The organism is Dysgonomonas termitidis (assembly GCF_042654545.1).
Lineage (GTDB): Bacteria > Bacteroidota > Bacteroidia > Bacteroidales > Dysgonomonadaceae > Dysgonomonas > Dysgonomonas termitidis.
In genome coordinates, this window is the sequence record NZ_JBHSGN010000161.1 from 67,813 (window position 1) to 81,434 (window position 13,622).

Annotated in this window: 7 protein-coding genes; 2 read left to right on the forward strand and 5 right to left on the reverse strand. The window is 37.0% G+C overall.

Translation table 11 applies throughout. The features are described 5' to 3' along the window. Nucleotides 1-28 precede the first annotated feature (28 nt). Nucleotides 29-8,731, reverse strand: a complete 8,703-nt coding sequence (locus ACFO6W_RS24735) for a GH36-type glycosyl hydrolase domain-containing protein (RefSeq protein WP_380001562.1) — start codon at nucleotides 8,729-8,731, stop codon at nucleotides 29-31. Nucleotides 8,732-8,933: 202 nt separating this feature from the next. Between ACFO6W_RS24735 and ACFO6W_RS24740 the strand changes: the two genes are divergently transcribed. Beyond that, a complete protein-coding gene (locus ACFO6W_RS24740; RefSeq protein ID WP_006844260.1) occupies nucleotides 8,934-9,068 on the forward strand; it encodes a hypothetical protein in 135 nt (44 codons plus the stop codon). Nucleotides 9,069-9,320: 252 nt separating this feature from the next. Here ACFO6W_RS24740 and ACFO6W_RS24745 read toward each other — a convergent pair whose 3' ends face one another. After that, the gene (locus ACFO6W_RS24745) at nucleotides 9,321-10,286 is read right to left on the reverse strand and encodes an acyl-ACP desaturase (RefSeq protein WP_380001564.1); all 966 of its coding nucleotides are present in this window, start codon (nucleotides 10,284-10,286) and stop codon (nucleotides 9,321-9,323) included. A 428-nt stretch (nucleotides 10,287-10,714) separates the two neighbouring features. On the opposite strand from ACFO6W_RS24745, the gene ACFO6W_RS24750 reads away from it, so the two are divergent. Then, nucleotides 10,715-11,110 (forward strand): hypothetical protein, encoded by a 396-nt coding sequence (locus ACFO6W_RS24750; RefSeq protein ID WP_380001566.1) that lies wholly within the window; start codon nucleotides 10,715-10,717, stop codon nucleotides 11,108-11,110. A gap of 515 nt (nucleotides 11,111-11,625) precedes the next feature. Here ACFO6W_RS24750 and ACFO6W_RS24755 read toward each other — a convergent pair. The 3 genes from ACFO6W_RS24755 to ACFO6W_RS24765 form a co-directional block, all read right to left on the reverse strand. Continuing rightward, the gene (locus ACFO6W_RS24755; RefSeq protein WP_194225803.1) at nucleotides 11,626-11,925 is read right to left on the reverse strand and encodes an RNA recognition motif domain-containing protein; all 300 of its coding nucleotides are present in this window, start codon (nucleotides 11,923-11,925) and stop codon (nucleotides 11,626-11,628) included. A gap of 726 nt (nucleotides 11,926-12,651) precedes the next feature. Further along, complete coding sequence (locus ACFO6W_RS24760) at nucleotides 12,652-12,861, reverse strand: hypothetical protein (RefSeq protein WP_287612316.1); 210 nt, start codon at nucleotides 12,859-12,861, stop codon at nucleotides 12,652-12,654. 13 nt (nucleotides 12,862-12,874) lie between these two features. Continuing rightward, a partial coding sequence (locus ACFO6W_RS24765; protein ID WP_380001569.1) for an alpha/beta hydrolase occupies nucleotides 12,875-13,622 on the reverse strand: 748 nt, incomplete at its 5' end.

Here is a 13,622-nt window from a genome sequence, read left to right on the forward strand (position 1 = left end):
TATTGAGGCTAAACAATTTCATGTTTTACTACCTAATCCAAACCTCAACAAAATGTTCTGTACAATCATTCTTCATATGTAGAGTGTTTAAATCATTCTGCTTCTGCCCATCTAAAATAAGATAGAGTTCTATAGAATCTTCGACTCGATTGAACGTAATATGATAAACAGTCTCTTGAAAACGATAATGTACTTTGTAACTATTCCATTCTTTCTTCAAATGGGGAGTTAGAAATAGTTTATCTCCCACACGATTGATGCCTAACAATGTTTCTGTCAACAAACGATACATCCATGATGCTGAACCAGTGTACCATGTCCAGCCTCCTCGTCCGAGATGCTGAGGGTTTGTGTACACATCTGCAGCTACCACATAAGGCTCAACTTTGTAAATGGCAATATCTTCTGCAGTGGCGCCATGTTGTATAGGATTCAGTAAATCGAAAAGTTCCCATGCTTTATCCGTTTCTCCCAGCATAGCAAAAGCCAACACTGTCCAGATGGCTGCGTGAGTATATTGCCCTCCGTTTTCACGGACTCCCGGAATATATCCTTTTATATAACCCGGATTTAGAGATAATTTATCAAATGAAGGTGTAAACAGTCGGATAAGTTTGGCCTCTCTTTCAACTAACTGCATATCAACTTCATTCATGGCCATTACCGAACGCTCCTTATCTCCTGCACCACTAATTACTGACCAACTTTGAGCAATAGAGTCAATCTGGCATTCTTCATTCAAGACAGAACCGAGAGGACTACCGTCATCAAAAAAGGCTCGACGATACCATTTGCCATCCCAAGCATGTAACCTGATGTTTTTTTGCAATTCTTTTGCTTGATCTACACAGTACTGAGCAAAAGATTCATCATTGCGAAGCCTTGCCACATCCGAAAACTTGACTAATACATCGTACAAAAAGAAACCAAGCCAAACGCTTTCACCTTTTCCTTCTTTTCCTACCAGATTCATACCATCGTTCCAATCACCGCATCCCATGAGAGGTAAACCATGCACGCCGAATTTAAGACCGTACTTAATACTCCTCACGCAATGTTCATAAAGAGATGCAGATTCGGCTGAATGATTGGGTTGATCGTAATATGATTCTTCGTCTGCCCGTAGCTCTCGTCCTTCAATAAACGATATGATTTCGTCTAAAATATCATTATCTCCAACAGCTAAAATATATTGACATGTGACATAAGGCAACCACAAATAGTCATCCGAAAAATGTGTTCGTACTCCTCGGTTCATTGGTGGATGCCACCAATGTTGTACATCACCTTCCGTAAACTGATGCGCGGCTGCACGAAGTATTTGTTTCCTGGTTATATTAGGTTCAACATGAACCAGAGCCATTACATCTTGCAACTGATCGCGGAAACCATATGCTCCGCCTGATTGATAAAATCCTGAACGTGCCCAAATACGACTACTCAATGTTTGATACAGTAACCAACCGTTAGCCATTACATTTACAGAAGAATCAGGAGTGTCTACCTTGACTTTTCCAAGTGTTCGATTCCAATAATTACGAACATCATCCAATGCTTGTTGCGAAGATCCTATTTGTCGATAACGACGCACTAACTGTTTCATCTCCTCGTTATTCTGAGCAAAACCTAACTTGAAACGAGTCTCTTTAGTTTTCCCTTCTGCCAAATTAAAAATAACTTGCACAGCTCCACAAGTATCTATACCTGCTCCTGTTTTTCCGGATAGCCGAGTATGCGTCATCGCTTCCGGATCGGATAAACTTCCATTTTGCCCAATAAATTCTTTTCGGTCGCCTGTCACCGTTCGGGGCTCATTGACATCTATAAAAGCAATCTTTCCTGCAAAATCTGAGTTGTAAAAATTATGAGCAAAAAGCACTCCTGTTTCTATATCTACCACTGTCTGCGTATGCAAAAGGCTTTTAGATTTTCTCTCTGCCAATACCCATTCATAATAGCCGGTAACAGATAAGTTCCGAGGGCGATTCGATATATTCTTTATTTTTAAGATTGTGAATTTTATGGATGTGTCCAAAGCTACATACATCCATAGTTCTGATTCTATTCCGTTTTCAGTATGTTCAAAAACAGTATAACCAAAACCATGTCGAATGACATAAGGGGTATTTCCTCTCGTGGGATAAGGCATTGGTGACCAATACTGCCCCGTTTCTTCATCGCGAACATAAAAGGCTTCACCCGATGAATCCAGTATTGTATCGTTATGCCAAGATGTAATACGGAACTCATGTGCATTTTCGCCCCAAGTATAAGCACTTCCACTCTCAGATACCACCGTTCCAAAATGTTCATTTGCCAATACATTACACCAAGGAGCCGGTGTCGATTCTCCCGGTTTTAATGTAATAATATATTCCTGCCCATCGGGAGAAAATCCACCGACACCATTTGAAAGTATAACATCATCGGGTACAAATTTTATTGTACTGACGTCTTCAATAGCAAGTATTGGTTTTAATATTGGAGTTTGAACATCCGTAGTTAACTTACCTTCCATTTGGTCGAATAATGTTCCTTGCTCATCATCGATTACAATTCGGGCAACAGACTGAAGGAGCACTATATCTTCATGTGGCATATGCTCTATCCGTCGAACATAAATGCCACCTTGCTTTTCTAAGAACGTAGCATCTACTCCACTATGTATCAGGTTTATTATCTCATCATACAACGATTGGCGATACACTGATGTGTCTTCGTTCAATATAACAAGGTCGATCACTAAACCTTTCATCCGCCAGTAAGCATGCGCCAAAATCAATTGACGTACCAATTCTATATTTGTTATATCCTTTATTCGTAATAACACTAACGGGATATCACCTGAAATCCCATAACTCCACAATCCGCTCTGTCCGCGTCTGTTGTTTTTTATGGTATTCGGATCTGTCCTGAATAAAGGATTAGCATAAACCAAAGATCCTGCCATTTTCGCAAAAACCTGAGCTTCGGTCTCGGTAATATTAAGTTGATAAAGAACCACCTGACTGTGAGTCCATGCCAATTCAAAGGCACGATCGGTCATACGGATGTTCTGGTATTTATCCGATAGGGACAATGCTCCTAAATGCGTGTTGGACATACCTAGTAGCACATATACATTTACACTCTTTCGGGCTGGGATAACGATCGATCGTCGCAATGCAATACAAGGATCCAGAACAGAACCCTCGCTATTTGATAATGCTCCGGATTGCCTCATTGCCAAAGGCTTTGACAATGAATGTCCACGACCAACAAAAGAAGCCCTGTCAGTTTCGCACGTAACGTCATTTTCCTGATCTTGCCCGGATAAAAGCAAATGCAGTAAGTATGGTGGGGTTTCATCCTGTGAACGGGGACGTCGGGTACACAATATGGACGAAGCTGCTGCATTAAATTCGGTTTGTACAAACAAGTTATTGAAAGCAGGGTGTGCTTCATCTGCATCTTGTGACGATATAACCACTTCGCTGTATGTAGTCAGTTCTATTCTCCGTGACTTATTGGTATGGTTGGTTAAGGTTATTCGCCTCAGTTCCATGTCATCTTCGGGTGAAACACAGATGGTTGTTCTTACTTCCAATTTAGAATGTTGTTGTTTAAATTCGGCATAAGCCTGAGTGAATTTTACGCTGTAATCATCAGAAGGACTTGGTATCGGTTGGTTTCCGATCGACCAGTATTCTCCTGTATCAACATCGCGTAAATAAACGAATAATCCATGACAACCTGCGGTTGCATCTTCACGCCAACGGGTGACAGCTAAATTATTCCATCGGCCATAGCCTCCACCACTGTTATTTATCATTACCTGATAACGTCCGTTAGATAGCAAGTTGATTTCGGGTGGTATGTTTTTATTATCGAAAACTCGAGTATAACTTACACTGTTAGATAATAACGGATTAGTCCCTTCGATCTCAAATTTAGAGTCATCCGATATAACATCGATCTTTATATTATGAGGATTTTTTTCCTGTAATAAAGGCTCAAAAGCCTTAATCATCGGGCAAGATATAAAACGCTCCTGCATCTTATTTCCTTTCATTATGTTGGATATCGATACAAGTCCCATACCTTGATGATGTGCCATATAGGAGTGAACAGCTATGCTTGTTTCATTTAACGGCAGATGAGATGGTGTATAATCCACAGCCTCGTAATAACCATACATGCCTTCAAAGCCGTCATCAGTAAGGCGTTCCAAGTTTTCGCACGCTTGTCGCGAATTAACCATCAGAGCCAGAAGAGTGGCATAAGGTGCAATCACCAGATCTTTTGACAGACCTCGCTTCAATCCCAAACTTGGTATCCCGAAAGCTTTATATTGATAATTGAATTGAGTATCAGTACGATTTAATCCTGATTCTGAAATTCCCCAAGGAATATTGAATTTTTTACCGTATTCGATTTGTTCATAGATTACTCCTTTGTAGGTTTGGTCGAGCAATGTTTGCTCATAATTTGGCATAACTAACAGTGGCATCAGGTATTCGAACATAGAACCGCTCCACGAGACTAATATAGGTTTGCCCTGCGAAAAAATAAGTAATCTGCTGAGCGAAAACCAATGCTCTAACGGAATTTGTCCTTGAGCTATGGCTACATAACTACACAAGCGTGCTTCGGAAGCTAACATATCGTACGAACCTTGATCCATCCGTTGTTCGATGACATTATATCCGATCGAGAATAACTTCTTTACTGGATCATACAAAAAGGCAAAATCCATTTTGGCAAAACTATCACTTTGCTGTGCCAGAACATTGACAATACGTATTCTTTGTTTTGCATTCCTTATTGCATCCTTCAGACAAGCCAGCCATTGTGTTAAGTATTTTATTTCTCTATCTGCTGATAAATTATCTTTGCCGGACAATTGCTCTAATACAGATTGAATTTGTGAACAAATACCGATAGCTTCTAAATTGGCTATTTGTGTTAACGTAGGCACATAATCTAAAGCTTCCAGTGTAGAAATTACATGATTCATCTGTTTATCTGCAATACTTTCTCCCGATCTTTCAACAGGAACAGGAAGTGATATGGCAAGCCAAGGGGCAAGAAAAAGCATTTCGTCAACATACTCCTTGCAGTTTTTCTTTAATACCGCACCCCATGAGTTTAGTACGGCATCGTCGGATGATAAAGTATTATTGATCTGTTCGATTTGTTCTTCTGCGGATTTTAAAAGGGCAAACGCGGCGGTTAAAGTTTCGGGCAAAGACTTAGATAATTCCTTTTCGAATAGAATTAAAGCCTTGTTTTTGCAGTCAATGTTTCTCATTGTCTGTACAGTGTCAAGCATCCCTTCGAAAATAACAGGCTTGTAAATATTGTCTTTTTCTAATTCCCTTAGCCCTTGGGCGAGTGTAAGCAAATGCCCTGCCAGATTACCACTATCGACACTCGAAACATACAGCGGGAACATAGGCTCAAGTGTTTCGGTATTATACCAATTATACAGATGCCCCTTGTGTTTTTGCAGTTTTGTCATAGTATCAAAGGTCAGCTTAGTTCGCTCTACAAACTTTCCGGCTGTCAGGTATCCTAAATCAAAGGCGGATAAATTGGCTAATAACGACAGACCAATATTGGTAGGAGAAGTACGGGAAGCAATAGCAGGATTGGGTGTCTCCTGAAAATTGTCGGGTGCTAACCAGTTCTCCTTTTCATTAACAAATATCTCGAAAAAATGCCAGGTTTTACGGGCTATACGGTGTAATAGAAGATATTGCTCATTTGTTATGTGAGATATTTTGGGGATTGTGGGACAACTTGCACGCCAAGCGATATATGGAGCAATTATCCATATAAATAAAAACGGAGAAACGTATAGCATGATAGGGTTGTACATACCTAACGATATTCCGCAGAAGATAGCCATTACGGGCGAAAACCACATTCTATTATAGAATCCCGATAGCGTATTAACTGCTTTTCTCTCTACATCGGCAGAGGTTTGCCATTGCATCAGATGTTTATGAGATATAGTAAGTCGCCAAAGAGTGACAATAATTGCTTTTACACATAGATAGGCTTCGTATGGGAGAACAACTAATGCAAATAAAACCTGTTTAAATTGATGCATGCTTTTTTCTAAGACCTCCCATAAATGGAGTTTCCACGATTGGTCCTTTGCTTTGCGTAAAGAGTTGGTTATATTCTCCAATACAAAAGGAAGAGCGATAATGAGAAGAATCAACAATAGACCTGACCAAAGTTTTTGAGGAAACAATGTTGCAAATCCGATCAAAAATAACAATGTTGCAGGCGAGACTATACTTCGACGTAAATTATCAAGTATTTTCCATCTGCTTAAACTCGAAATAGGATTTCGGGAAAAACCTTTACCCGAATTAGGAACGCAAGGCAATATCCATTGTAAGATTTGCCAGTCGCCCCGTATCCAGCGAAAACGACGGTTTGCATCCATATTATAACCCGAAGGAAATGATTCGGAAACTTCTATATCACTAACAAGTCCGGAACGGATATAGGATGATTCCAACAAATCGTGGCTAAGTATTTTGTTCTCAGGAAAACGGTTATTTAAGCTGGTTTCAAATGCATCTACATCATAAATACCTTTACCCATATAAGAACCTTCGTGAAACACATCCTGATAGACATCGGATACAGTTCGTGTGTAAATATCAATACCCGAGTCGCCTGTAAACAAGCGTGAGAAAGGGGAACATTGACTGCTGACAAGATTGGACGAAACGCGAGGTTGAAGAATACCATAACCCCGAATTACAACATTGCGTTTCACATCAAGTTCTGCCTGATTCAGTGGGTGAGCCATTGTTCCTATCAGCTTATGAGCAGTGTCGGGCGATAATTGTGTGTCTGCATCTAAGGTTATCACATACTTAAAGCTTAGCAATATAGACAGTTCTCCTTCAATGCGTGAGAAGCAATTGTTTTCTGTTCCTCTTAGTAATGAATTAAATTCCATTAGCTTACCTCTTTTTCGCTCATATCCCATCCATGTTTTTTCTTTCGGATTCCGTTGACGAGGACGGTGAAATAGATAGAACAAAGTGCCGTTATCAATCCTGTACTTTTTATTGAGATTTTCAATCCCCAAACGTGCCCGGTTGAGCAAGAGATCATCGGAGGCCTCTTTCTCGTTAGCAGCATCCGGAAAGTCTGTCAATAATCCAAAATGAAGATTGGTATTTCTATTCGACAGATAATGAAGTTCCAATTGGGAGATAAGATTATCAATATTTTCTTCATTCGAAATGATGGTTGGGATAACAACCATTGTACGGCATTCGATCGGTATCGATTTGGAAAAATCGAGCCGAGGTAGAATATCCGGTTTTGCAAAAAGTGTAATTATCCAATTGACGAAGAATACTGCAAACTGGCTAATGAAAATAAGAAAGAGAAATGATAAAATTATGAAATGCCAATGTGTTATTGATATTTCTTTAGATTGAAAGACAGAAACAAATAGGATAAATCCTAGTAGAGATAATATAGCTATAGATCCGGCATAAATAGCTAAGGGAGCACCTCTTAATACATTTTTTATTCTTGTCGAGACAGTCTTTTTTACATCAATTTCTTTTTCGAGTAAATATTTTCCATCACCTATTAAAAAATAGCCCACATGAGCTTGTTGTGTGCCTGTATCTTTATACAATTGGGTTAATGTAATTGCAGATTGAGCGATTTCAATCTCTGATCTAAGGCTGTTTTGTGCTAATGATTCTATAATATGTCGATAATGGTCACGAGTATTAAAATCCATAGATCCATAAGTTCCGGAGGGATCTTTAAGTAAGATTTGCTCTACAATACTTTGTTTTTCAACAAATATTTTCCAGTCGGTTGTATTTATAAACCGGAGACTATTTATGATATGACTAACAGATAATTGATTTGCTGCCTGATTTTGATTTTCCTGATAGATCAGTTCGTCTATAAAAAGCCCGTCCTCCGCCAGTTTTTGTTCAAGCCAATTCCGGGCTATCTGTAATGTCGAATTTTGAGACGATAACCGTTGACTGAATTCCGATACAAAAGAACCGGATGTCGGAATATCGGAATGGGACATATCAGCTACTATCTCAATCAATTTGGAGGGCTTTTTGAGAGCGGTATCTTCCAACTTGTCGACCCACAGTTTTGCTATATCTCGATGTTTCGTATTTAACTGTAATCGAGTTGCAATACGTTGCAAATTTTCGATTAACGCCAACCGTAACATGATAGGAATTGCCCATAACTCTCCTATCTTGAGGGCAGATTTTATTTGGTATGTCTTATAAAAAGCAGAAAGCGATTCTATATCAATCTGAGAATCCGTATGGGAGATGAGTTCTATGACTGAAGAATATATACGGGGTATCCCTTTATATTCACCTTTTAAGAGACAAGGAAGTTCTTGGTTATACTCCTTGGGGTAGTGATGTCGGGCTAATAAAATATGCTCTTCAATTAAATAAAAATTGTCGATCATCCATTCGATAGCGGGAGTTACATAACTTCGATTGCTACTTGTTAACATTTCATTATTGAAATCGTGCAGAACACCATCATTATAATCTAATTGCTCTCGCAGATAATTACTCTGTGTACTCCCTGTTGCCTGATGATCCTCTCCAAGTGCTTTCGAATACTCTGCCAACTGTTCTGTATTAAACAATTCACCGTAAAAAGGTTTATTATTGACTTTGTTTTGGAATTTCTTATAACTTCTAAAATCTAACATATTTGTTTCTTCTGTTTATTTTAAAAGGTATGTTGATTTATGGGTGTTTGTGTTACATAATATCTTCAATAAGTTACATAATTCTTAGGTAAAGTCATCAAAAGTGTTGAAACTATTAATTATATAACTTATAGTTTTAATTATGTAATATATTTTCGATAAGAAATCCTGATCTTGAAAAACTATTTAAAACAAAAAAACTATGTCAAAAGAAGAAAAAGGAAAAGATAGAGCAGACAGAAAAGCTCCTCAAAAGAATCTAAAAGAGAAACGAGCGGATAAGGCTAATAAGCGAGCAGAAAAGAATCGTAAAGGATTGGATGACTTGAAAAAATAACGATTAGGGTCTGGGCATTGTTTATAGTTGGTAACAATTATACTTCTTCGTTTTGCGCTATTCTGCTAACTACAATTATAAGCGAATCGACGTATTTTAACATTTATACATGATGGAATTCTTTAATATGCTCTTATCTGTGTTTGATTGACTTTATTTATTCAAATTCGACTTTCTGTAATAACTTCTTAAATAAGAGTTTATCTTTCACCTGTATTGCCACGAATAATGACAATACTTCGTCCAATGGTATTATTTCACAGCAGGTTGTACCCATTTGAAAATATAAGAATCGACTGGAATAACCAATCGTTCTGATATTTTAGACATACGTGCAGGAAGCTTCATCAGAAAATCACGGGCACGTTCTGCTTCGTCTGTTAATCCTGAAATTTTATCTATCTGCCATTTATCTATCAGTTTTTGCATAATATCTACGTAATCAGTGGCAGTATATACCCCGATGCGCTGTGCAGCATTTGAAAACTGTTCGAAGGCAGTACTTATTTTCTCTTTCGATTCTCTCAGGAAATGAGCGGGCATAACAATCTTTTGTTTCATCATATACTGGAAAGCGAGCATCATTTCACTAGGGTCCACCTCAAATATGCGCCTTACAAATTCGCTGTAAGCATGGTGATGCCTCATTTCGTCACTTGCAATACGTTTACACATTCTCGACAATTTATCATTACTCATTTTTTGAGCCATTTCTGCTACACGATTGTGTGAAATGAAGGTTGCCAATTCCTGAAAACTGGTGTATACAAAGTTTTTGTAAGGATCTCTTCCTGTTCCAATATCAAAGCCGTCATTGATCAGATGTTGTGTAGTCTGCTCAATCTCTCTCATATTCACTCTGCCGGATAAATAAAGATATTTGTTTAATAAATCGCCGTGACGGTTTTCCTCTCCTGTCCAGTGCCTGATCCACTTTGACCAGCCGTTGCGCTTTTCTCCGTCTACATTGTCTATACCTTCTACATCCATCAGCCACGATTCATAAGTGGGCAAAGCCTCCTCGGTGATGGTGTCCCCGACCAATACGACCCAAAAGTCGTAAGGAAGTTCTTTGGCCAGTTCGCGTAATTCTTTTACATCCTCAAAAAAAGTTTCTTTTTCTGAGTCGGGGAGATAATCAGACGGTTGCCATATTTTTTCAACAGGAACCAAAAACTGAGTAATAAAATGATCTACATTTTTTTCTAAGAAGTGCATAACTTCTAAACGGATATTTGTAATTGACATTGTACTATATTAATTAATGCCTTCTACATCTGATCTTTCCTTTTTCTCAAATGTTTCTGAGAGGAGTATATCTTTCGCAGTAAAAGGCTGATGTATTGTAAAGGTAAAATTATTTTCAAGCACTAATAGTAAATTATTATATTTTGTCATTATCTACAAGTTATTAATAGTTAAACACCTATCATGTAAGCGGCTGAAATGAATTTCCATGAATTTTATTTTACTCGTTTCTTTATGAAAGATTTATAGTGAATTACTCTGTTGAATAAGGTTATAAACTATTTGTACTTCAATCTAGAACTGATAAACAATATTCGTTAATTTGTTGTGAAATAACCAACTAATAATTCTCTCAAATGTTTATTATAATAGGAATATATTATTCAAAACAAAAACAAATGAAAAAAATTATCATTTTTACAATTATGCTGATAGGCATATCGCTACCTGTTTTTCTTCACGGGCAAAATGTGGTAATCAGTGAAAAGACATCATCTGAAATAACTAAAATTAAGGAGAAAGAAGCAAAAGAAATTAAGAACGCAGAGGAACAACAAGAAAAAAATATTGAAAAGGTGAAGAAACAACAAGAAAAGAACAATAAAAAATCATCTGAAAAAGCGAGAAAAGATGCAAGTAATGATGTAGAGAAAAGAGCCAATAAAGATCAACAAAAATTAGAAAAATCTACTCTCAAGGCTATCGAAAAAGCAGAAAAGTCAAAAATGAAAGCCCGACAAAAAGCTGATCGTAAAATAAAAGAAATTCAAATCAAGGAAGGTGTCGTTCTTTAAGAAGTTTAAATTATTAGTAGGTTAATTAACAGTAATTTATTAAACGAAATATATGTAATTACTGTTTTAATATAGCGAGTGTAAGATGTTTGCATAATATTACATTTCGTAGAGAGAGGCCCGCCGGAAGACGATCACCTCTCTCATCTATTAAAAGCGTTTTCTTCATCACGTTTTCCTATATCTTTTTAAATTAGGTTATGACCAGTACTCCTCCTGATCTGACAAATAAACAAAAAATCAGGATCGGAAATATAGTTGTTTCTACACCTAAAAAAGTGTGGTATTGTAGATCAATATACAGCTCTACTTATAAAAAACAGAGTTCAAAATATTGGAGTACATATTGTTCAATGTTGTATCTCTACGCTGAAAGATCTTATCTAAAATCCATCTATCAGCAACTTATTTTCTATAGATATTTTTTACTAAGATAAAAATATGATCGAGAGTAAATAAAATAAGGTAGCCCGATTGAGCTACCTTATTTTTATATTGAATCTGTAAAATATTTGTCAATATCTGTTGTTATAACCTCCTCTATTGTTACCATAAGAGTTGTTATTTCTTTCCTGACGAGGTCTTGCTTCTGAGACTGAGATAGTTCTTCCATCATATTCAACTCCGTTCAGTTTTGAAATTGCTTTATTTGCATCTTCGTTGTTGTCCATTTCAACAAACCCGTAGCCTTTAGACCTGCTGGTACTACGATCCATAATAACTTTAGCTGAATTAATAACTCCATACTCCTTAAAAAGAGTGTTTAAATCGGCATCGTTAACATCGTAACTCAAACCTGCGATAAAAATGTTCATTGTAAAAAAATTATAAAATAAATAATCAGAAGAGAATTACGGCAAATAAGCACTTTAAACTAAAAATCTGCGGAATTAAAGGATAAGTATGAAATTTGTAATAAAAACTCAAATCTTTAATACAAAGATACGTCTAAGTATTTAAAGATCACTGCCTTTTTGCTGTAAAATACTGACATATAGTTAATTATTGTTTTTTTTTATACGAATAACAAATATTTTAACTACCAAACACAACCCCATTTTATATCTATAGAAATTTTTCGGTATTTGTGCCTGCTAAGAGATTACATCCGAATGAGAATTCAATGGATTGGGGATAAAAACATTTATAAGTATTTTACTTATGCTTCCTTTCATTCTACTTTTCATTGTAGATTCCTTATTGTGGTTTAAACGATTAAAATATGACAGATGGAGTAAATAAGCATTAAATGAAAGTATTTATTGTATCCAATAACAGGGTAAAGCAATAGGAAGCTCTATGTAGGTATATTACAGATATACCATTGTGTGATTATATACCTTTATGGACTCGTTAGATGTGTAATTCCTATTATATATGTATATGAAATTTGATCGTATGGGTATAGATCAGAGGTCTCTAGCTTCATTCCTAATCTTTGTAAAACATACGGCAAATACCATTTAAGGAATAATTTCCCTAAATGGTATTTTTATTTACCGTATTTCATTTACCGGAAGAATCGAAAAAAACATTCTTTTTTATTTTTCAGTTTTCACCTCTACTCGATCTTTTAAATATCCGGCTTCGTTTTTAACAATATCGGTTATATTCTTTAAATCTTTCTTTGATTTCCTGAAAAATTTGTTGGCATTGTCATAAATACAGTCAAATTGCCCATCGTCTTGCAGCTTACGAATCAAATACCCTGATAAAGAGCCAATTACTAGACCAAATAATACTTTTTTCATAACTATTTTTTATTTATTTGAGATAATATTTTAATATACCTGCCGAATATATGACCATCGAACGTGTTTGGGGTGAGGCTGCTAACCCATTCAATAGCCCGAAATCATGAATTACACCATTGTAACGGATAGTTGTAACATCGACTCCTGCTTCATCGAGTTTACGCCCAAACGCTTCGCCCTCATCCCTCAATATATCATTTTCTGCCACCTGTACGATGGTCGGTGGTAATCCCCTAAGTTCATCAATAGAAGCCAAAAGTGGAGAAAGGTAAATCTCTTTACATTGTTTCAAATCGGTTGTATACTGATCGAACATCCATTTCATCAATGATGCAGTCAAAAATCTTTGTTCACCATATATTTTGTACGATTCTGTATCGAAATCAGTATTTGTCACGGGCCATAATAAAATCTGAACTTTGATAAATGAATCATTATTTTTCTTTGCCAATAAGCTGGTAGCAATAGCCATATTTCCTCCGGCACTATTTCCGACCAGAGCCAGACGCTTACTGTCTATATTTATTTCGCCTCCATGCTTTGATATCCACTTGGTAGCTGCATAAATTTCATTGATAGCCTGTGGATATTTAGCCTCTGGCGAAGGGTTATAATTTATGAAAACAGCGGCATATCCCGATTCTACGACTAAGTCGCGTACCATCCGTTTATGCGTATTATAGTCACCTAAGATCCACCTGGAAAATCCAGTGAGCGTTGCCCCCTCGTGCCAGTCTAAATTGACCCCATGTACCAAA

What these genes read in the sequence shown, in the direction of transcription:
- ACFO6W_RS24735 (WP_380001562.1), bottom strand. Translation starts at nt 8,731, where the DNA reads ATGTTAGATTTTAGAAGTTATAAGAAATTCCAAAACAAAGTCAATAAT.
- ACFO6W_RS24740 (WP_006844260.1), top strand. Translation starts at nt 8,934, where the DNA reads ATGTCAAAAGAAGAAAAAGGAAAAGATAGAGCAGACAGAAAAGCTCCT.
- ACFO6W_RS24745 (WP_380001564.1), bottom strand. Translation starts at nt 10,286, where the DNA reads ATGCACTTCTTAGAAAAAAATGTAGATCATTTTATTACTCAGTTTTTG.
- ACFO6W_RS24750 (WP_380001566.1), top strand. Translation starts at nt 10,715, where the DNA reads ATGAAAAAAATTATCATTTTTACAATTATGCTGATAGGCATATCGCTA.
- ACFO6W_RS24755 (WP_194225803.1), bottom strand. Translation starts at nt 11,925, where the DNA reads ATGAACATTTTTATCGCAGGTTTGAGTTACGATGTTAACGATGCCGAT.
- ACFO6W_RS24760 (WP_287612316.1), bottom strand. Translation starts at nt 12,861, where the DNA reads ATGAAAAAAGTATTATTTGGTCTAGTAATTGGCTCTTTATCAGGGTAT.